The organism is Streptomyces sp. NPDC031340, assembly GCF_055569945.1.
In genome coordinates, this window is the sequence record NZ_JBVIIE010000043.1 from 9,317 (window position 1) to 28,841 (window position 19,525).

At 72.8% G+C, this 19,525-nt stretch carries 16 protein-coding genes; 10 read left to right on the plus strand and 6 right to left on the minus strand.

The genetic code is table 11. The features are described from left to right. The first annotated feature begins 229 nt into the window (after positions 1 to 229). The 4 genes from ACZ5GT_RS28560 to ACZ5GT_RS28575 all read left to right on the plus strand — a co-directional run bounded on the left by ACZ5GT_RS28560 (position 230) and on the right by ACZ5GT_RS28575 (position 2,815). Positions 230 to 751, plus strand: a complete 522-nt coding sequence (locus ACZ5GT_RS28560; protein WP_469031842.1) for an RNA polymerase sigma factor — start codon at positions 230 to 232, stop codon at positions 749 to 751. Between the two features lies 1 nt (position 752). After that, positions 753 to 1,526, plus strand: coding sequence for a hypothetical protein (locus ACZ5GT_RS28565; RefSeq protein ID WP_469031795.1), 774 nt, complete (start codon positions 753 to 755; stop codon positions 1,524 to 1,526). A 63-nt stretch (positions 1,527 to 1,589) separates the two neighbouring features. Then, positions 1,590 to 2,123 (plus strand): RNA polymerase sigma factor, encoded by a 534-nt coding sequence (locus ACZ5GT_RS28570; protein WP_469031796.1) that lies wholly within the window; start codon positions 1,590 to 1,592, stop codon positions 2,121 to 2,123. Further along, a complete protein-coding gene (locus tag ACZ5GT_RS28575; RefSeq protein ID WP_469031797.1) occupies positions 2,120 to 2,815 on the plus strand; it encodes a hypothetical protein in 696 nt (231 codons plus the stop codon). The genes ACZ5GT_RS28570 and ACZ5GT_RS28575 overlap by 4 nt, the downstream gene beginning before the upstream one ends. A 66-nt stretch (positions 2,816 to 2,881) precedes the next feature. Here ACZ5GT_RS28575 and ACZ5GT_RS28580 read toward each other — a convergent pair whose 3' ends face one another. Further along, positions 2,882 to 6,184, minus strand: a complete 3,303-nt coding sequence (locus ACZ5GT_RS28580) for a S8 family serine peptidase (RefSeq protein ID WP_469031798.1) — start codon at positions 6,182 to 6,184, stop codon at positions 2,882 to 2,884. Positions 6,185 to 6,504: 320 nt separating this feature from the next. Here ACZ5GT_RS28580 and ACZ5GT_RS28585 point away from each other — a divergent pair, with 320 nt between their 5' ends. Both ACZ5GT_RS28585 and ACZ5GT_RS28590 read left to right on the plus strand, forming a co-directional pair. Next, complete coding sequence (locus ACZ5GT_RS28585) at positions 6,505 to 6,972, plus strand: NUDIX hydrolase (RefSeq protein ID WP_469031799.1); 468 nt, start codon at positions 6,505 to 6,507, stop codon at positions 6,970 to 6,972. A 209-nt stretch (positions 6,973 to 7,181) separates the two neighbouring features. Then, entirely contained in the window at positions 7,182 to 8,945 is a 1,764-nt protein-coding gene (locus ACZ5GT_RS28590; protein WP_469031800.1) for a TIGR03767 family metallophosphoesterase, read from the plus strand. 83 nt (positions 8,946 to 9,028) lie between these two features. On the opposite strand, the gene ACZ5GT_RS28595 is transcribed toward ACZ5GT_RS28590, so the two are convergent. Beyond that, positions 9,029 to 10,219, minus strand: coding sequence for a hypothetical protein (locus tag ACZ5GT_RS28595; protein ID WP_469031801.1), 1,191 nt, complete (start codon positions 10,217 to 10,219; stop codon positions 9,029 to 9,031). A gap of 308 nt (positions 10,220 to 10,527) precedes the next feature. Continuing rightward, positions 10,528 to 13,098 (minus strand): aminopeptidase N, encoded by a 2,571-nt coding sequence (gene pepN, locus ACZ5GT_RS28600; RefSeq protein ID WP_469031802.1) that lies wholly within the window; start codon positions 13,096 to 13,098, stop codon positions 10,528 to 10,530. Between the two features lie 136 nt (positions 13,099 to 13,234). Here pepN and ACZ5GT_RS28605 point away from each other — a divergent pair, with 136 nt between their 5' ends. Continuing rightward, positions 13,235 to 13,873 (plus strand): mycothiol-dependent nitroreductase Rv2466c family protein, encoded by a 639-nt coding sequence (locus ACZ5GT_RS28605; protein WP_469031803.1) that lies wholly within the window; start codon positions 13,235 to 13,237, stop codon positions 13,871 to 13,873. 53 nt (positions 13,874 to 13,926) lie between these two features. On the opposite strand, the gene ACZ5GT_RS28610 is transcribed toward ACZ5GT_RS28605, so the two are convergent. Next, complete coding sequence (locus ACZ5GT_RS28610) at positions 13,927 to 14,160, minus strand: hypothetical protein (protein WP_469031804.1); 234 nt, start codon at positions 14,158 to 14,160, stop codon at positions 13,927 to 13,929. 298 nt (positions 14,161 to 14,458) lie between these two features. Between ACZ5GT_RS28610 and ACZ5GT_RS28615 the strand changes: the two genes are divergently transcribed. Next, complete coding sequence (locus ACZ5GT_RS28615) at positions 14,459 to 15,037, plus strand: biotin transporter BioY (RefSeq protein WP_469031805.1); 579 nt, start codon at positions 14,459 to 14,461, stop codon at positions 15,035 to 15,037. Positions 15,038 to 15,172: 135 nt separating this feature from the next. Here the strand turns inward: ACZ5GT_RS28615 and ACZ5GT_RS28620 are convergent, their stop codons facing one another. Continuing rightward, entirely contained in the window at positions 15,173 to 16,627 is a 1,455-nt protein-coding gene (locus tag ACZ5GT_RS28620; RefSeq protein WP_469031806.1) for an amino acid permease, read from the minus strand. A 115-nt stretch (positions 16,628 to 16,742) separates the two neighbouring features. Between ACZ5GT_RS28620 and ACZ5GT_RS28625 the strand changes: the two genes are divergently transcribed. Both ACZ5GT_RS28625 and ACZ5GT_RS28630 read left to right on the plus strand, forming a co-directional pair. Beyond that, complete coding sequence (locus ACZ5GT_RS28625; RefSeq protein ID WP_469031807.1) at positions 16,743 to 17,231, plus strand: ribose-5-phosphate isomerase; 489 nt, start codon at positions 16,743 to 16,745, stop codon at positions 17,229 to 17,231. Between the two features lie 34 nt (positions 17,232 to 17,265). Next, positions 17,266 to 18,075, plus strand: a complete 810-nt coding sequence (locus ACZ5GT_RS28630) for an Fpg/Nei family DNA glycosylase (protein ID WP_469031808.1) — start codon at positions 17,266 to 17,268, stop codon at positions 18,073 to 18,075. Positions 18,076 to 18,166: 91 nt separating this feature from the next. Here the strand turns inward: ACZ5GT_RS28630 and ACZ5GT_RS28635 are convergent, their stop codons facing one another. Then, a complete protein-coding gene (locus tag ACZ5GT_RS28635) occupies positions 18,167 to 19,429 on the minus strand; it encodes a GNAT family N-acetyltransferase (RefSeq protein ID WP_469031809.1) in 1,263 nt (420 codons plus the stop codon). Positions 19,430 to 19,525: the final 96 nt, after the last annotated feature.

Sequence of the window (19,525 nt, forward strand, 5' to 3'; positions counted from 1 at the left end):
GAGAAGGAAGGGCGAACGGCTTGGTTCCTCCCCCCGGCTCCCCCCCCCCACCCCCCCCCCCCGCCATGCGCCGCCTCCCCCCCCGCCGCAGATGCCACCCCCCCCCCCCCCCCTGCCCCCGTCGGCGTGGAGGGGACTCGGTGGAGACGGCCGGAGAAATTCCGGGCACCGCACCGAACGTTTCCGCGCGCTCCGGCGTCGTAGAGGAAACGCGGTGAGGGGGTGGCTTGTGCTGCGCGGAAAGGCCCGCCGGGCCCAGGAGGACGACGATCCCCTGGACGCGGCGCTGGAACGCCGGGTGCGGGCGGTGCTCGCGCTGGGCGGAGTGCCGCAGACGGACCTGCCGGACGGGGTGCAGCAGGTCCGGCTGCGGCTGCTGGAGCGGGCCGCGAGCGGCAAGGAGGCGCCGCGCGACGTGTCCGCGTGGGCGGCCGTCGTCGCCTCCAACCTGGCCATGGACTGGCACCGGGCCAAACGCCGCCAGGAGCGGCTCGGCGAGCGGCTCGCCGCCCTGCGCCAGCCGGAACACCCCTCCGGCGAGGACACCCGGGTGCTCTCCCTCGCCGTGGCCCGAGGCCTGGACGAACTGCCCGACGCCCAGCGCCAGGTTCTCGTCCTGCGCTTCTACGCCGACCTGCCGGTCCGCTCGATCGCCGACGAGCTCGGCGTCCCGGAGGGCACGGTCAAGAGCCGGCTGCACACGGCGGTCCGGGCCCTGCGCGCCCGCCTGCACGAGGACGAGGTGGTGTGACATGCCCGCCGAACACGACAGCCACGACGGACACGACGACTCCGGCGGCTACGCCGGCGTCGACGCCCTGATGGCCGCGATCACCGGCGAGGACCTGCCCGACGACGCCCGCGCGGACGCCGCCTTCCTGGCCGACCACCGCAGGGCGGAAGCGGACGTGACGCTGCTGCGCGAACAGCTCCGCCTGATCGGTGACGCACTGGCCGAGCCCCCGGCGCCCGCCGAGGTCCCCGCGCCCGCCGCAATCCGCGCGCCCGCACCCGTACGGCGGCCACGCACCCGGCGCCGGGTGCGCGCGCTCGCCTTCGGCGCGCTGGCCGCGGCGGCCGTCGCGACCGTGCTGTCCGGCCTGGGCTGGCTGGTCGCGCAGGGCGGGACAGGCGCGAGCTCGGATGCCCGGGGCGGAAGCGCCGACAAGGCCGCCTCCGAAGCCGGCTCCACCCTCGCCGACCCCGGCTACCTCGCCTGCGCCCGCGTGGTCGCCGAGGGCCGGGTCACCGGCGTGGAGCAGCTCCCCGCGGGCACCGGCCAGGAGCGGATCGTCCTGCACGTGAACCGCTCGTACAAGCCGGCGAAGGGGAAGCCGGAGATCACCTTCCTGCTCGACGAGGGCGTGGTGCCCAAGGGCCTCCACAAGGGCGACCACGTCCTGGTGGCCCTCCCGCAGCACTCGGCCACCGCGGACCAGGTGCTCGTCGGCGAGCAGGTCATCGCCCGCGAACGCCCCGCTCTCACCCGCGCGCTGCCCGCGTCGCGGGAGATCGCCTGCGGGTGACCGGCCTTCGAACGATCGGTGCGGCTCCCACGTCATAGGGGAAACACGACGAGGGAGACACCGTTGCCGATCAGGAGACCGCGGCGTGCGAAGGCGGAGGCGGACGCGGACCCGTTGGACGCGGCGCAGGCCGATCGGGTCCGCGCCGTCCTCGCTCTCGGCGGGGTCCCGCAGGACGATCTCCAGGACGGGCTCCAGCAGGTCCGGCTGCGGCTGCTGGAACGCCGGGCGCGGGGCGAGGACCCGCCGCGGGACGTGGGGGCCTGGGCCGCGGTGGTGGCTTCGAACCTCGCCGTGGACTGGCACCGCACCCGCAACCGGCAGGAGCGCGTCAGCGCGCGGCTCACCCTGCTGAGCGCACCGGAGGAGCGGGCGCCGGACAGCACGGAGAACAGCCTGCGGGCCCTGGCCGTCGCCGAGGGGCTCGACGCCCTGCCCGCCACACAGCGGCAGGTGCTGGTCCTGCGTTATTACGCGGATCTCTCGGTGCCGCAGATCGCCGAGCAACTCGGCATTCCCCTGGGCACGGTCAAGAGCAGGCTGTACGCGGCGGCGCGGCTCCTGCGCGAGCGGCTGCACGTCGAAGAGGCGGTATGAGGGTGGAGAAGGACGACGAGCTGATGGCGGTTCTGCTGGGTGAGCCCTCACCCGCATCGGACGGGGACCCGGCGGACCGGTACGCGGCCGCGGAACGCGACATGGCCGCCGTGCGGGAACAGCTGCGGTGGATGGGGGACGGGCTCGCCCGGAAGGCCCCCGGACGGGCGGAGCCCGTTCCGGTGCGCGGGCGACGGCCCGGGCGCCGGAGCCTGCTCGCCCTCGCGGCGTGCGCGGCCGCCGCGCTGCTGGGCACGGGCACGGCGTACCTAGTGGCGCACAACGGGGCCGTGGACGGCGGGTCCGCCGCCTCGCTCACCTACCCGGGGCTCATCGCCTGCTCCGCCCATGTCGTCGAGGGCACGGTGGAACGGGTCGAGCCCATGGGCGGCGACCACCGGTACCGGATCGTCCTGGACGTGGACCGCTGGTACAAACCGGCGAGCGGTGAACGGCGGCTGGCCTTCACAGACGAGGGGGCGAACGTCCCGTCCTACTACCGGACCGGGGTGCGGATGCTCGTCCTGGTGTCGAGCCTGCCCGGGGAGGGACCCGACACCTACCGCGCGGGCGATCCGCCCTACGGCGAGGGCCGTACCGGGACCGTCCGCGACGCCCTGGAGGAAGGGCGCCAGCGCGTCGAGCGGGCCCTGCCGGAAGCCCGCGGACTCGAGTGCGACGGCGCCGGATGACCGCGCACACGACGAAGGGGCGGGCGCCCGTACGGACGCCCGCCCCCATGGCCGTACTCGATGGTGCTACTGCGTGACCTTCTCGATCGCCACGTTGCCGAGGCCGGCGACCGTGCCGTTCGCGTTCACCAGCTGCACCTGGCCGAAGAACTCGCGGCCCTCCGGAGCGGCCGCCGCGGCGGTGACGTTCGCGGAGACGGTCGCCGAGGCGCCCGTGCCGAGCTGTACCGCGGCCGGGTCACCGACGGTGACGGTGCCGAGCGCGGAGGAGAAGAACACGTCCTGGTAGTTGTACTCGGTCGAGCCGGACGGGACGGAGTAGCCCGCGACCTCGATCGTGTACGTACCGGCTGCGGGCGAGGCGATCGAGACCGCCTCCTCCGAGTCGCCGTCGGCTGACTGGCCGACGACCTTGCCTGCGGAGTCCTTCACGGTGAGGTCGAGGTCGGCCGCCGCGTCCGAGACGTTGCCGATCGCCACGTCCAGGGACTTGGCGCCCTCGGGGACCTCGACCGTGGTGGTCCGGGTCTCGCCCTCCGCGATCGTCGGGCGGGCGTTCTTGGACGAGCCGAGCGGGCCGCCGACCAGCTTGCCGTCGAGGGCGGCGAGCTGGTTCGTCACCTTCCAGGAGACGGCGGCCGGGGTGCCGACCTGGGCCTCGGGCACGGTCACGGTCTCCGGGTCGAAGGCCGCGCCGTAGACGGCGACGTCGAGCTTGTAGGGGTTGTCGAGCAGCGGCGAGGTGCGGCGCGACTCGACCTCGATCTCCCAGACGCCGGGCTGCGGGTCGGCGTACGCGCGCACGTCGGGCCTGCAGCCGTTGCCGTCGAGGTAGTTATTGTAGCAGAACGGCGTCGAGGTGGTGTCGACCGGCGTGCCGTACGGGTGGATCGCGATGAACCGGGTCTGGCTCTTGTCCTTCAGCCCGCCGATCGCGACCTCGAGGGACTTGGCGCCCTCGGGCACGGTCACGAAGTACGACTGCGAGCTGTTGCGCTGCACGGTGTCGGCGGCGGAGAAGGTGTACGCCACCGGCGCGGAGACGACGACCGTGGTGAGGATCTGCTCGTCGGTGCCCTCGGTCCTCGGGTCGTCGACCTCGAGGATCGCGCTCTTGATGCCCGCGGACCGCGGCGCGGCCTGCACCTTGACGGTGACCGGCTGGTTCAGCGGCAGCTTCACCTCGTCGGAGCCGACGATCCGGAAGGTGTCACCGGCGTTGTTGGCGAGGTTCAGCTCGTGCCGGACGGCCCGGTCGGGGCCGGAGGTGCGGGTGACGGTGACGTCGTACGTCTTCTTCTGGCCCGCCTTCAGGCCGCCCTCGCGGTCGTACAGGCCCGTGCCGTAGCCCGGCGTCTTCAGGAACTGGTCGATCGCGGTGTCGACGGGCGCCTTGACGGTGTAGTCGTGCGCGGTGGCGCCGTCCCTGATGGCGTCCCAGGCGTCGATGATGTCGATGCGGCCGGCACCCTCCTCGTAGGCCTGGACGCCCTTGATGTGGTGGGCCGTCGAGGTCAGCGCGGTGCGCAGAGTGGCGGGCGTCAGGTCGATGCCCTTCTGCTTGGCGGCGCTCAGCAGCAGCGCGCTCGCACCGGCGGCCTGCGGGGACGCCATGGACGTGCCCTGCAGCATCGAGTAGCCGGCCGGCAGCGAGTAGCCCGCCTCGGCGACCGGGGAGCCCGGCAGCCAGGTCTGGGTGGTGTTGATCGAGGCGCCCGGGGCGACCAGGGTCGGCGTGAAGCCGCCGTCCTCACGCGGGCCGCGCGAGGAGAACGGCATCATGGCGTACTTCTTCTCCACGCCAGAGCCGTAGTTGGAGGCCCAGGTCGCGCGGGAGATGCCGGCGCCGACCGAGATCACCTTGTCGGCCAGGCCGGGGTCGCCGATGGTGTTGGCGCCGGGGCCGGAGTTGCCGGCCGAGATCACCAGCTGGACGCCGTAGGTGTCGATGAGCCGCGTGTACAGCTCGGCGCGGGCGTTGTTGCCGTCGTTGAGCGCCGGCAGACCGCCGATCGACATGTTGACGATGTCGACGCCGCGGTTGACGACGAGGTCGATCATGCCCTCGGTGAGCGCGACGTTGGTGCAGCCGCCGCTCCAGGTGCAGGCGCGGGAGGAGACGATCTTCGCGCCCGGCGCCGCGCCGTTCATCTTGCCGCCGAACAGGCCGTTGGCGGAGGTGATGCCGGCGACGTGCGTGCCGTGCTCGGACTCGATGACGCCGATGTTGACGAAGTCGGCCTTCTTGCCGACCCAGTCGCCGCCGTAGGGGTCCATCGGCACGTCCTTGCGGATCTGCACGACGAACGGCTGGCGCTCCACGACGTCGGTGGACGGGTCGTCGGTGCCGAAGTACCCGACCTGGAAACCGTCCTTGTACGGCTTCATCGGCGTGTCGTCGCTGAAGTCGTTGTTGTTGTTGAGGTCGACGCGCACCGTGCCGGCGGCGGCGTCGTACAGCACGCCCCAGCTGTCGGTGGTGTCGCCGTCCCGGTTGGCGTCGCCCTTGGCGTCGCCGCCCGCGGTGGCGGACTCACGGAACAGGCTGACCTGGTACGACCCGGCGGGTGCCGTCCAGGACTTGCCGCCGTAGGTGAAGCTCGGGCCGGACACCGAGGTGACCATCGGGCGCCAGGTGGCGTCGCTGTCGACGATCGGGTCGGTCGCGGTCACCCAGTCGACGATCTTCCGCTCACCGGTGGTGGTCTTCTGCAGGGCCGGGTGGCCGAGGTCGACGCCGGAGTCGAGGATGCCGATGGTGACCCCGCGGCCGTCCGCCTTCGGGTGGTCCTGCACGAAGTCGACGGCGCCCGTCTCGAAGGACGGGTTGTACGGGTTCTTCGCGGGGGTGTTCTTGTCCGGTGCCGGGTAACTGGTCGCCGTCGTGGCCGACTTGGCGGTGCCGGTGGCGCTCGGGTCGTCGAGCGGGATCTCCTCGCGCAGGTCGATGCCGTGCACGGAGGAGAGCTTGGCGGCGGCGGCGATGGCCGCGTCCGCCTTGGCGGTGGGGACCGTGGCGCGGACGTAGCCGAGCTTGTCGTAGGTCCGGCCCACCGAGCCGCCCTTGACCGCGTCCAGCTCCCCGGCGACCTGCTCGGTCTTTCCGGGCGCTGTGGCGATCATCATCGTGACGTTCTTGTCGCCGGCCGCCTTGGCCGCGGCGAGCAGGTCCGCGTCGTCCGAACCCAGCTTGGCGTCGGCGGACTTGACGGTGCCGTCCGACGGGGCCGCGGCGGCCGGGCCGTCGGCGGAGAAGGCCATGGGTATCGGGCCCGCGGCGGAGAGCGCGGTGACGAGACCTGCGGCCACGGCGACGCGGGCCACGCGTCTCGCGCCCGATATCGGATCGCGCTGGGGGGTGTGGGTCATCGGCATCCCTTGTAGGTAAAGGAACGAGCTGGGTACGACCGGGCCGATCGGCCCTGGCCGCGGCAGTCCGGAAGGCGATCCCGGACGATCGCTCAGCTTTACGCAACCATCACTTGTTTGGGGAGTGTTGACCGAAACGATATGGATGTATGGGGAAAACCCGCGATACCTATTGGGGTCAGAAACGTTCAACCCGGGCAAAACACCCAGGAGTTCCGGTTGCGGGCCGACGGGCGTGGTGACGCGAAGCTTTCGCCGGTGGGCCGAACCCCGCGCCGGGACACCGGCATGATCCGAGCGGCAGCGGCTAACGTCCCGGTGTGCGCGAGACGTTGCGGGTGGCGGCCTACGCCATATGCGTCCGGGACGGGCAACTGCTGCTGGCCCGCTGGATCAACCCGGACGGTGAGCCGGAGTGGACGCTGCCCGGCGGCGGCATGGACCACGGCGAGCATCCCGGCGACACCGTGCTGCGGGAGGTGGAGGAGGAGACCGGCTACCACGTCGAGGTGACCGGCCTGCTCGGCGTCGACTCCTTCCGCCGCGGCATCCCGCGCCGCTTCCGGCGTACCGCCGACCACCACGCCCTGCGGCTGTTCTACGAGGCGAGGATCACCGGCGGGCGACTGCGCAACGAGGTCGGCGGCTCGACGGACATGGCGGCCTGGCACGCGCTGGAGGAGGTGCCCGGCCTGACCCGGGTCCCGATGGTCGACCTGGGACTGCGGCTGCTGCGGGAGCGGCCGGTCACCGGACGGCTGGACGAGGTCCGCTACCCCGGCGGATGAACACGGCGTGACCGTCTCCCGGCCGTCCGGGGAGCGCTCGAGGGCGCGCGGGGTGGCCCGAGATCCACGTCCGGTGATCGGCGTCGCGCGTTGCCGTCTCGTTCACGCGCAGGCCATTCCCGGTGCCAAGCATCCAAGGAGAGCGGGCCGTTCGCGACAGCGAGCGCCCGCGACCCTGCCGACGCGTTCGCACCCGGGGAGATCGCGCCATGTCGCGCACACGCTCTGTCGCCGCCCTCACGCCGGGCGTCAACCGCCGTACCGTCCTCGCCGTCACCGGCGCCGCGGCCGTCTCCGCGGGCGTCGGCCACGCCCTGCGGCCCACCGACAGCCAGGCCGCCACCAACAGCGCCACCACCGGAGCCACCCGCGTCGTGGCCCAGTCCCGCACGGCCCCGGCGGCGCCCCTGGCCCCCTACACCAGGGGCACCACCCTGGCCTCCGTCGCCACCCCGCGCACCGGCTCCGGCTACCGCCGCCTCGGCGACGGCCCCGGCTGGGCCCGCGTCGTCCGCGGCGAACTCGCCGCCCCGAAGTCCGGCCGGGCCGGCCGCCGCACCGCGCTCGCCGCCTTCGTACAGCTCACCGACCTGCACCTGGTCGACACCCAGCACCCGATGCGCCTGGAGTACCTGCGCTCCGCCGACCCGCACGCCTGGCGCCCGCAGGAGGCGCTCACCGTGCAGGGCGCGATCGCGCTGGTGGAGCGGATCAACTCGCTGCGCGGCGCGCCGGTCACCGGCTCCCCGCTGCACTTCGCCATGACCACCGGCGACAACACCGACAACAACGCCAAGTCCGAGCTGGAGTGGTTCCTGACGGTCATGAGCGGCGGCCGGATCACCCCGGACTCCGGCGATCCGCGCCACTACGAGGGCGTGCAGAACAGCGGCCTCAAGCAGTACTGGCAGCCCGACTCCGCCGTCCGCGACGCCGACAAGCAGCTCGGCTTCCCGCACCTGGACGGCTTCCTCGCCGCCGCCGTCCGCGAGGTCCGCAGCCCCGGCCTCAACCTGCCCTGGTACTCCACCGTCGGCAACCATGACGCGATGCCGCTGGGCTGCTACGGCCACGGCGACTCCTGGCTCGCCGAGTACGCCGTCGGCGGGAAGAAGCTGATGAGCCTGCCCGCCGCCGAGGCCAAGAAGCTCAAGAGCGCGATCAAGAACGGTTCGGACCCCCGGGGCACCGCCTTCCGCGACCTGCTCAAGGCCCACGCCCGCGACATGCGCTCCGTCACGCCGGACGAGCGGCGCGCCCCCTACACCCCCGCCGACTACCTCAAGGCCCACCTCGACCCCGCCCACCGCGGCGTCGGCCCGGTCGGCCACGGCTACTCCACCGCCAACCTCGCGGCGGGCACCCAGTACTACGCCTTCCGCATCGCCGACGACGTCGTCGGCATCAGCCTCGACACCACCGACCCGGGCGGCCACTACGAAGGGTCCGTCGGAAGCGCCCAGCTGAAGTGGCTGGACCGGCAGCTGCGCGACAACAAGGACTCCTACGTCGTCGTCTTCAGCCACCACACCAGCAGGACGATGACGAACACGGGCGTCGCCGACCCCGCCCGCCCCGGCGAACGCCGCCACGGCGGTCAGGAGGTCCTCGCCCTCCTGGGCAGCCACCGCAACGTCCTGGCCTGGGTCAACGGCCACATCCACCGCAACGAGATCACCCCGCACTCGGCGCCCGACGGCCGCTCCTTCTGGGAGATCTCCACCGCCTCCCACGTCGACCACCCGCAGCTCGCCCGTGTCATCGAGATCGCCGACAACAAGGACGGCACCCTGTCCCTGTTCACCACCCTGGTGGAGTCCTCCGCCCCGCACCGCACGGACTTCGCCGACCTCTCCCAGACGGGCCTGGCCGCCCTGTACCGGGAGCTGTCGTACAACGCCCCGGGCGCCAACCTGACGCTGGGCGGCGACCCGGACGACCGCAACACCGAACTGGTCCTGCGCAAGGCCTGAAACGCGCGCACGCGTCCACACGCGGGGGCCTGTGCCGGGAGGCGCCGGCGGCCCCCGCGCGTGGACGATCCGGCCACCACGGCCTAACGGGGCTCCACCACGACGTGCGCGGGTGGCTCCCGGTCCGAGGCGGCCATCAGCGCCGTACGGACGATCGCCGCCTGCTGCCGCATGGCGTCCCGCAGCTTTCTGGGCGTGACGTGGACGACCGTGATGCCCAGGCGCTCCAGGTGCTCGCGCTTGCGGACGTACTCCGACCAGGGCGCGTCCTCGTCGTGGCGCGGGGCGCGGGTGTCGAGCTCCACCGCCACGGCCTCCCGCGGCCAGTAGGCGTCGAGGCCGCCCAGGTGCGGTCCGCCCGGCAGGCGCAGTTCGACGTTCCACACCGGCTCGGGCAGGCCGTACTCGCGCACCATCCGGTACAGGCGGTCCTCCGCGACCGCCCGGCTCTCGGCCAGCAGGGAGTCCACCGCGTCCAGCACGTGCGGCCGGTCCAGCAGCTTCGCCCGGTCCAGCTCCCGGACGACGGCGGCCGGTTCGCAGTGGCCGTCGCGCACCGCCTCGGTCAGCAGCCTGCGCACCCGGCCCGGGTCCGTCAGCCGGGCCACCGCGTCCGCCAGGGCGCGCGGCACCGGCGCCACCGGAACGCCGGTCACCAGGCGGGCGGCCGGCAGCGCGGACGTGCGGACGATCCGCGCGCAGCCGGCCGACCGCAGCCTGCGCAGCCGGGGGACCAGGACGTCGATCTTCTCCAGCGCCAGCAGCGAGGGCGCGGCGGCGAAGCCGTGCAGCGCCAGGGCGGCCAGGCCGGTGATCACCGCGCCCGGGTACACCGGCCGGTGTGACTGCCCGGCGCCCGGCTGCACCGGCACGGCGGCGCCCGGCTGCCCGGAAGCCGCGGCGTCCGGCTGCGCGGGCCGGTGCGACCGCCCGGCGGCCGGCCGTACCGGCATCGCGGATCCCGGCTGTACCTGCACAGCGGCTCCCGGCTGCGCCGGCACCGCGGTGGCCGGCTGTCCGGGCGACGCGGCGTCAGGTTCGCGCGCCGCGTACCTCAGCACCGCGTGCAGCCGCTCCTCGCTGGTCGCCGGACCCGGGTGCAGCAGGAAGACGCCCGGCAGGATCTGCTGCCAGGGGCCGCCGGGACGGCAGCGCTCGTTCGTCTCCACGGGCGACACACCGAGCGAGCGCAACTGCGCCGACGTCAGCACGCGGCGGCTCACCTCGGGGAGGGGACGGGCGGAAAGGGGAGTGCGGGGGGTGTTGTGGTTCATGCTCCCGCCATTCCCCCCACCCGATGGCCCGCTAACCGCTGTTACACGCTCGTCGACAAATGCGGACAAGGTAGCGCTAAAGGACGGATGTTCGGATGCCGAAGACAAAGGAAAACCCCTGGTCCGTTCGGGTGGGACCAGGGGTTACGGCTACTGTTGCCCGGATTCCGTAACGGTCGCGGACCGGCCGCGACCGGGCCGCGAACCCGGGACGGTCGGCCCGCGACCGTGCCGCAGACCTACGACGGTCGGCCCGCGACCGCGACCTACGGCGGTCAGCCGGCGGCCGCGCCGCAGACCTGCGACGGTCAGCCCGCGGCCGCGTCGCACGCCTGTCCGCGCAGCCCGCGCGCCAGGTCGTCCCGCGCCTCCAGCACCAGCCGTCGCAGGGCCGGAGCGGCCTGCTCGTGGGCGGCGAGCCACGCGTCCGTCGCCTCCAGCGTCGCCTGCGAGTCCTGCAAGGCCGGGAACAGGCCCTGGACGACGCTCATGCCGATCTGGATCGACCGCTCGCTCCACACCCGCTCGATCGCCTCGAAGTACTTCGCCGCGTACGGTGCGAGCAGCTCCCGCTGCGACGGCTGGGCGAACCCCGCGATCGTCGCCTCCACCAGGGCGTTGGACAGCGCGTCGGACTCCACCACCTGCGCCCACGCCTGCGCCTTCACCGCCGCCGACGGGCGGGCGGCCAGGCAGCGAACCTGGTGCCGCTTGCCGGACGCCGTGTCGTCGCGGGCCAGCTCGGCCGCCAGCACCGACTCGTCCGCCGCCCCGTGCGCGGCGAGCGGCTCCAGGAACGCCCACCGCAGCTCCTGGTCGACCTCCAGGCCCTCGACCTTCTCCGCGCCGTCCAGCAGGTCCCGCAGCAGCCGCAGGTCGTCCGGCGCCGACGCCGTCGTCGCGAAGAACCGCGCCCACGCCAGCTGGTGCTCGCTGCCCGGCTCGGCGGCCCGCAGCTCCCGGAGCGCCCCCTCGGCGAGCAGCCGCTCGCCCGTCGGCCGCCATTCCGGCGTGACGTAGTGGACCAGCGACGACGTCGCCCACGCGTGCAGCATCTGCAGCACGCCGATGTCGGACTCGCGGCCCGCGAACCGCAGCACCAGGCCGACGAAGTCCCGGGCCGGCAGCAGCGCGTCGCGGGTCATGTTCCACAGCGCGGACCAGCACAGCGCCCGCGCCAGCGGGTCGGTCACCGCGCCCAGGTGCTCCCGCAGGGTGTCCAGCGACATCCCGTCGAAGCGGATCTTGCAGTACGTCAGGTCGTCGTCGTTGACCAGCACCAGATCCGGCGCCTGGGCGCCGGCCAGCTCCGTGACGACCGTCCGCGCGCCGTCGACGTCCGCCTCGGCGCGCGCGTACCGCACCAGACGGTCGTCCTCACGCCGGTACAGGCCCACCGCCACCCGGTGCGGCCGCAGCTCCGGCTGCGACTCGGCGGCCTCCTGCTCCACCGCCAGCTCCTCCACCCGGCCGTCGGTGCTCAGCAGCACCCGCGGGGTCAGCGAGTTGACGCCGGCCGTCTGCAGCCACGCCCGCGCCCACGCGCCCATGTCCCGGCCGCTGGTCTCCTCCAGCACCGACAGCAGGTCGCCCAGGCGCGTGTTGCCGTACGCGTGCCGCTTGAAGTAGCGCCGGGCGCCCTCCAGGAACGCGTCCTGGCCGACGTACGCCACCAGCTGCTTCAGGACGCTGGCGCCCTTGGCGTACGTGATGCCGTCGAAGTTCAGCTTGGCGTCCTGAAGGTCGCGGATGTCGGCCGTGATCGGGTGCGTGGACGGCAGCTGGTCGGCGCGGTAGGCCCACGCCTTGCGGCGGTTGGCGAAGGTGATCCAGCCGTCGGTGAAGCGGGTGGCGCCGACCAGCGAGAACGCGCCCATGAAGTCGGCGAAGGACTCCTTCAGCCACAGGTCGTCCCACCACTCCATGGTGACCAGGTCGCCGAACCACATGTGCGCCATCTCGTGCAGCACCACGTTCGCCCGGCCCTCGTACGACGCCCGGGTCACCTTCCCGCGGAAGATGAACTCCTCCCGGAAGGTCACCAGCCCCGGGTTCTCCATCGCGCCGAGGTTGTACTCGGGCACGAACGCCTGGTCGTACTTCCCGAACGGGTACGGGTAGTCGAAGCGCTCGTGGAAGAAGTCCAGGCCCTGCTTGGTGACCAGGAAGACGTCGTCGGCGTCGAAGTGGGGCGCCAGGCCCTTGCGGCACATGGCGCCCAGCGGGATCCGCAGCGTGCTGCCGTCGGGGAGGGTGCGCTCGTAGGCGTCGGTCACGTAGTGGTACGGGCCGGCCACCACGCAGGTGATGTACGTCGAGATCGGCTTGGTCTCGGCGAACCTCCAGACGCCGCCGGCGAGTTCGCCGACGCCGTTGCTCCACACCGTCCAGCCCTCGGGCGCGCGCACCTCGAAGCGGAACGGCGCCTTGAGGTCCGGCTGCTCGAAGTTCGCGAACACCCGCCGGGAGTCGGCCGGTTCGTACTGCGTGTACAGGTAGACCTCGTCGTCCTCCGGGTCGACGAAGCGGTGCATGCCCTCACCGGTGCGGGAGTAGGCGCACTGCGCGTCGACGACCAGCTCGTTGTCGGCGGCCAGGTCCTCCAGCAGGATCCGCGAGCCGTCGAAGACGGCGCCCGGGTCGAGGTCGCGGCCGTTGAGCGAGACGGCGGTCACCCGCGGCGCCACCAGGTCGGCGAAACTGGACGCGCCCGGCTCGTTGCAGCGGAAGCGGATCGTCGTGACGGAGCGGAAGGTGCGCGGCCCGTCGTCCGCGGCGCCGACGGCGGAGCGCAGGTCGAGGGACACCTCGTACCCGTCGACGGCCAGCAGGGCGGCCCGCTCCCGGGCCTCGTCGCGGGACAGATTCTCACCGGGCACGGGCGGCACTCCCTCAAGATCCTGGGCAGGGCTGGACAGGACCGATCCTGCCACGTGCTGCTGACCGCGGGCATCCGGGAATGGCGCGGACGATCAGTGGCGTTGTCCGGGAAAAGGCTTCCCGCTGAGGAGAGACATGTCGGACAAGACTCCCGTCGACTTCTGGTTCGATCCGCTGTGCCCCTGGGCCTGGATGACCTCGCGCTGGATGACGGAGGTGGAGAAGGTCCGGGACGTCCACGTCCGCTGGCACGTGATGAGTCTCGCCGTGCTCAACGAGGACAAGCTCGACGACCTCCCCGAGGAGTACCGCGAGATGCTCGCGACGAAGGCGTGGGGCCCGGTCCGCGTCGTCATCGCGGCGCAGCAGGAGCACGGCGCCGAGGTGCTCGGCGACCTCTACACCGCGCTGGGCACCCGCATCCACAACCAGGGCGAGGGCGCGGAGAAGGCGGCCGTCGCCGCCGCGCTGAAGGACGTCGGGCTGCCCGAGTCCCTGATGGACCACTGGGACTCCACCCCCTACGAGGCGGAGCTGCGCGCCTCCCACAAGGAGGGCATCGACAAGGTCGGCCAGGAGGTGGGCACCCCGGTCATCGCCGTGCCCGGCGCCGACGGCGAGCAGATCGCCTTCTTCGGCCCGGTCGTCACCCCCGCGCCCAAGGGCGAGGAGGCCGCCCGGCTCTGGGACGGCACGCTCGCGGTCGCCTCGATCCCGGGCTTCTACGAGATCAAGCGCACGCGGACCGCGGGACCGGACTTCAGCAACCTCTGAGGCGCCCTCCGAGGCACCTCCCAGGCAACCTCTGAGACAACCTCCGAGGCCCGTCACCCGGCGGCGTCGGTCTCCTCCGTACGGAACCTCTCGGGCAGGAGACCGCCGCCGCCGCGGTGGAGGTGGGGCTGGTACCACAGGCAGCGCGGCGCGGTGCAGCGCCACAGGTCGCCCACGAAGTGGCGGGGCCCCTTCGCCTCGCGCACCGCCGCCTTCTCCGCCGCGTCGAGCATCCGGAACTTCTGCCTGCTGCCGCAGGTCGGGCACTCCCGCTCGATCTCGGTCACGTACGCCTCCTCACACCGGCCCCCGCTCCGTGGTACCGCGCGCGCCCGCCGCCCGCACCCCGAACGGCCGCCGCTTCCCCCTTTGGTGGGAACCGACAGTCGGCGTGCACGCGCCGCACGTGAGCGAAACGTCCCTGCCTCAGTGACTGTTATCACTCCGCCCCCGGTGTCGCCCGGCGGCTTTGTCTGGAACCCACCAATCCGCCGACACCCCCTTTGTCGAGCGCTGACGGTGATCGGCGCCGGAGCCCTGGGTTAGCGTCGCGGTGTCCCCAGCTGCCCGACCCGCGGAGTCCCCATGAGCACCGCCACCGCCACGACCGCCCGCACCGGGCAGGTTCTCGCCGACCTCCTGCCCGCCTCCCGCGTCCGGGACGCCGCCCTCGTGCTCGGCGGCGCGGTGCTCACCGGCATCGCCGCCCAGATCGCCGTTCCCGTCCCGGGCTCCCCGGTGCCGGTGACCGGCCAGACCTTCGCCGCGCTGCTCGTCGGGACGACGCTGGGAGCCCGCCGCGGCTTCCTCTCGCTCGCCCTGTACGCGCTGGCCGGCCTCGCGGGCGTGCCGTGGTTCGCCGAGGGCTCCTCGGGCGTGGCCGTCTCCTTCGGCTACATCCTCGGCATGATGCTCGCGTCCACCGTCGTCGGCGCCCTGGCCCGCCGCGGCGCCGACCGCTCGGCGCTGCGCATGGCCGGCACGATGCTGCTGGGCGAGGCCGTCATCTACGCGATCGGCGTCCCGTACCTGGCCGCCGCCGCCCACCTCTCGGCGGGCGCCGCGATCGCGGCCGGCCTGACCCCGTTCCTGATCGGCGACGCCCTGAAGGCGGCGCTGGCGATGGGCCTGCTGCCCACCGCCTGGAAGCTCGTCAAGCGGTGACGCGGTAGTCCCCTGGTCCCCTCGACCGAGAAGAGGCCCGCCGGGCAGAAGCGCGACTTCTGCCCGGCGGGCCTCTTGCACGTCCGCACGTCCGCACGTCTGCGCGGCGCACGGCCCGTCGGCCCGGCCGCCGAGTCAGCCCGTCCTGACCTCGTCCCGCGCCGCCACGGACGCCGACCCGGCGGACGCCCGCCCGCCGGCGGCCCGCTCCTTCACCACGGCGACGACGAGGACCACCGCGGCGACCAGCAGCGACAGCAGCACCGTCACCCGGCCGTCGTGCTCGGTGTCGGTGAGCATGTAGCCGAGCACCAGCACGATCAGCGCGGCCGTCGCCCACGTCAGGTACGGGTACAGCCATATCTTGAGGACCAGCCTCTCGGGCGCCTCCGCCTGGACGATCCGCCGCATCCGCAGCTGCGAGAAGCAGATCACCAGCCACACGAACAGGGCGACCGCACCGCTGGAGTTGACCAGGAAGAGGAAGATGGAGTCCGGGAACTCGTAGTTGAAGAACACGGCGAGGAAGCCGAACACGACCGACGCGACGATCGCCGCCATTGGCACACCGCGGGACGTGGTCCGCGCGAACGCCCGCGGCGCGTCCCCGCGCTCGCCGAGCGAGAAGGCCATCCGGGAGGCCGTGTAGAGGCCCGAGTTGAGGCAGGACAGCACCGAGGTCAGCACGATGAAGTTCATGATCTGACCGGCGTGCGCGATGCCGAGGGAGTCGAGGGCGGCGACGTACGAGCCCTTCTCGGCGATCGACTTGTCGTCCCACGGCACCAGGGTGACGACCACGAGGACCGAGCCGAGGTAGAAGACGGCGATGCGCCAGATGATGCTGTTGGTCGACTTGGTGACCGCCCGCTGCGGGTCCTCCGACTCGCCCGCGGCCAGGGTGGCGATCTCGCTGCCCATGAAGGAGAACACCACGAGCAGGACGCCGGTGAGGATGGCGCCGGGCCCGTTCGGCAGGAAGCCGCCGTGGCCGGTGAGGTTGGACAGGCCCGCCCTGTCGTCGTCCACGCCGGGCAGCACGCCGAGGACCGCGAGGGCGCCGATGACGATGAACGCCCCGATCGCGACGACCTTGATCCCGGCGAACCAGAACTCGAACTCGCCGTAGGAGCCGACCGACACGAGGTTGGTGGCGGTGAGCACCACCATCACGATGAGCGCCCAGCCCCACTGCGGGACGGCCGGCATCCAGCCTTCCAGGATCTTGGCGCCGGCGGTGGCCTCCACGGCGAGCACCACGACCCAGAAGAACCAGTACAGCCAGCCGATGGTGAAACCGGCCCAGCGGCCGAGCGCCCGGTCCGCGTGCGCCGAGAAGGAACCCGACGTCGGATTGGCGGCGGACATCTCGCCCAGCATCCGCATCACCAGGACGACCAGCGTCCCGACGAGGGCGTACGACAGGAGGATGCCGGGGCCCGCGGTGGCGATGCCGGAAGCGGATCCGACGAACAGGCCGGCGCCGATGACGCCGCCGATGGCGATCATCGTCAGGTGCCGGTTCTTGAGTCCGGCCTGGAGGCCGGAGCCGGGGTCGCCGGCCTTGGCCGGGGTCGGCTGCGCAGTCATACGGGGAATTCCTTCGCGCCGGGTGAGCGGTCTTCCGTCCCGGCCCTGTACAGGCCGGTCCAGGGGGGTGACACCCGACGCTGCTTCCCCGAAACGGTCGTGTCACACTCGGAGCATGCGCGTGTATCTCGGCTCCGACCATGCCGGCTTCGAACTGAAGAACCACCTCGTCGAGTGGTTGAAGGCGGCCGGCCACGACCCCGTCGACTGCGGCCCGCACATCTACGACGCCCAGGACGACTACCCGCCCTTCTGCCTGCGTGCCGCGGAGCGGACGGCCGCGGACCCCGACTCCCTCGGCATCGTGATCGGCGGCTCCGGCAACGGCGAGCAGATCGCCGCCAACAAGGTCAAGGGCGTGCGGGCGGCTCTCGCCTGGAGCGAGGAGACCGCGTCGCTGGGCCGCCAGCACAACAACGCGAACGTCGTCGCCGTGGGCGCGCGCATGCACACGACGGACGAGGCGACCAAGTTCGTCGAGACCTTCCTGAGCACCCCGTTCTCCGGTGACGAGCGGCACATCCGCCGCATCGACATGCTGGCGGAGTACGAGACGACGGGCGAACTGCCCCCGATCCCGGCGCACCACCCGCAGCAGGACTGACCGCCGCCCGGGGGTACAGGAAGGGAACCGGCACGTGCCAGAGGGGCACACGATCCACCGGCTGGCGCTCGACTACGCCGACCGCTTCTCCGGCACGGCACCCCGGGTGACCAGCCCGCAGGGCAAGTTCTCCGACGCCGCCGCCCTCCTGGACGGCGCGGAACTCACCCGCACCGAGGCCCACGGCAAGCACCTCTTCCTCGGCTTCCGCGACACCGACTGGGTCCACATCCACCTGGGCCTGTTCGGCAAGGTGACCTTCGGCGGCCGGCCCGCCCCGCCGCCGACGGACACCGTCCGCCTCCGCCTCGCGCACGAGAGCGCCTACGTGGACCTGCGCGGCCCCACCACCTGCGTGCTGATCACGGACGCCGAGAAGCAGGCGGTACACGCGCGCCTGGGCCCCGACCCGCTCCGCGCGGACGCCGACCCGCAGGCCGCCTACCGGCGCGTCCGCGGCAGCCGGACCACGATCGCCGCGCTGCTCATGGACCAGAAGGTGATCGCCGGGGTCGGCAACGTCTACCGCGCCGAGGTCCTCTTCCGGCACGGCATCGACCCCTACCGGGCCGGCCGGGACATCACCCCGGCCGAGTGGGACGCCGTCTGGCACGACCTGGTCGCGCTCATGCGCGAGGGCGTCCGCAACAACCGCATCGACACCGTCCGCCCGGAGCACACCCCCGAGGCGATGGGCCGCCCGCCCCGCGTCGACGACCACGGCGGCGAGGTGTACGTGTACCGCAGGGCCGGCCTGCCGTGCCACGTCTGCGGCGGCGAGATCCGCACCGTCGGCCTCGCCGCCCGCAACCTCTTCTGGTGCCCCGCCTGCCAGCCGGCCTGAACGGTCCCCGCGAGCGTTGCTGGAACCGCTGGAACCGCTGGAACGGTTGGAACCGCTGGAACGGTTGGAACCGCTGGAACGGTTGGAACCGCTAGAACCCGTGCGGCAGCCAGGGCGCCACCGTGGAGGCGAACGCCACCGACGCCTCCGCCAGCGCGCCCTGCCGCAGTTCCCGTATCCGCCCGGCCGCGGCGAGCGCGCCAAGCGTCACCCCGCCGAGATAGGCCGCGCCCAACTCCCGCACCGACAGCGCCAGATCGGCGGCGTCCTCGGTCCGCTCGCAGGACGCGCCCTTCGCGTCCCCGGTCAGCCGCCAACGCCCCCCGTTCCACGGGCAGAACGCGTCCTCCACCGCCAACACCACGTCCACCGGGGCCTGGTAGGTGCGCGCCTCCAGCGCCGCCCCGACGTCCACCAGCCGCACGTACAGCGCGTCACGCAGCCGCGGGCGGCACCGGCGCGGGTCGGACACCAGGTACTGCCACGGCTCGTCCACCGGACGGCCCCGCGCGGTCAGCGTGCACGTCAGGTCGATGTCGAACAGGAACCGCCACAGCGCGGCGTGCGCCGCCGGGTCCAGCGCCTCGGTGTCCTCCAGGATCACCGTGCCCCGCGGCCCGCCCTCGTCCGACTCCGGCTTCACCCGGAAGCGGGCGTACCCGACCACCTCGCCGTCCCGCTCCGCGAGAACGCACTGCAGTGGCGACGCCCCCGCCCGGCCAGCCTCCGGGTCGAGCAGCGGCAGCCGTTCCCAGCCGGGCAGCCGGGCCAGCATCCCGGGCCGGCCCGGCACCCTGCGGGCGTACACCGCCTCGCACACGTCGAGCACGTCGGCCGGTGCCGCGTAGCGCAGCCGCACCTCGTCGGTGCCCGGCGGCACGGACAGCCGTACCCGCGCGGTGTCGACCTCGACGTCGACGCGGTGCGTGGCGACGGCGTACCCGAAACGGCCGTAGATGTCCGGTTCGGAGGCCGTCAGCGCGGCCAGCGGCCAGCCCCAGGACCGCACGTCGTCCAGCTGCCGGCGCATCAGCGACGTCAGCAGGCCACGCCGCCGGTGGGTGGCCGCCACGCCGACCATGGTCACGCCCGCGGTGGGCACCGCGGCGCCACCCGGCACGGTCAGCCGGAAGCTGAACGCCCCCGCCGTCCCCACGCACGTCTCCCCGTCCCACGCGCCGAGCGAACGGTCGACCTCCGTGAGCGAGTCGTACAGTTCCCGCTCTTCGGCCGGCTCCGGGACCCCGCCGAAGGCGCGCAGCAGGGTGTCGTACCAGGGGTCCCACTCGTCCCGCGTCAGCCCCCGGACGACGATTCCGTCGCTCCGCCCGTCCCTCGCCGCGTCAGTCGCCATGCATCATGCCTATCAAGGAGGTGCGGGACGGGCGAGGTATTTTCCCCGGGGGCGCCGGAGCGGGAACACCGCCTCCGGCGTTGTGAAGTTGGGCTC

Coding starts and splice junctions, on each gene's coding strand:
- ACZ5GT_RS28565 (WP_469031795.1), top strand. CDS start 753: ATGCCCGCCGAACACGACAGCCACGACGGACACGACGACTCCGGCGGC.
- ACZ5GT_RS28575 (WP_469031797.1), top strand. CDS start 2,120: ATGAGGGTGGAGAAGGACGACGAGCTGATGGCGGTTCTGCTGGGTGAG.
- ACZ5GT_RS28580 (WP_469031798.1), bottom strand. CDS start 6,184: ATGACCCACACCCCCCAGCGCGATCCGATATCGGGCGCGAGACGCGTG.
- ACZ5GT_RS28590 (WP_469031800.1), top strand. CDS start 7,182: ATGTCGCGCACACGCTCTGTCGCCGCCCTCACGCCGGGCGTCAACCGC.
- ACZ5GT_RS28595 (WP_469031801.1), bottom strand. CDS start 10,219: ATGAACCACAACACCCCCCGCACTCCCCTTTCCGCCCGTCCCCTCCCC.
- ACZ5GT_RS28605 (WP_469031803.1), top strand. CDS start 13,235: ATGTCGGACAAGACTCCCGTCGACTTCTGGTTCGATCCGCTGTGCCCC.
- ACZ5GT_RS28615 (WP_469031805.1), top strand. CDS start 14,459: ATGAGCACCGCCACCGCCACGACCGCCCGCACCGGGCAGGTTCTCGCC.
- ACZ5GT_RS28620 (WP_469031806.1), bottom strand. CDS start 16,627: ATGACTGCGCAGCCGACCCCGGCCAAGGCCGGCGACCCCGGCTCCGGC.
- ACZ5GT_RS28625 (WP_469031807.1), top strand. CDS start 16,743: ATGCGCGTGTATCTCGGCTCCGACCATGCCGGCTTCGAACTGAAGAAC.
- ACZ5GT_RS28635 (WP_469031809.1), bottom strand. CDS start 19,429: ATGGCGACTGACGCGGCGAGGGACGGGCGGAGCGACGGAATCGTCGTC.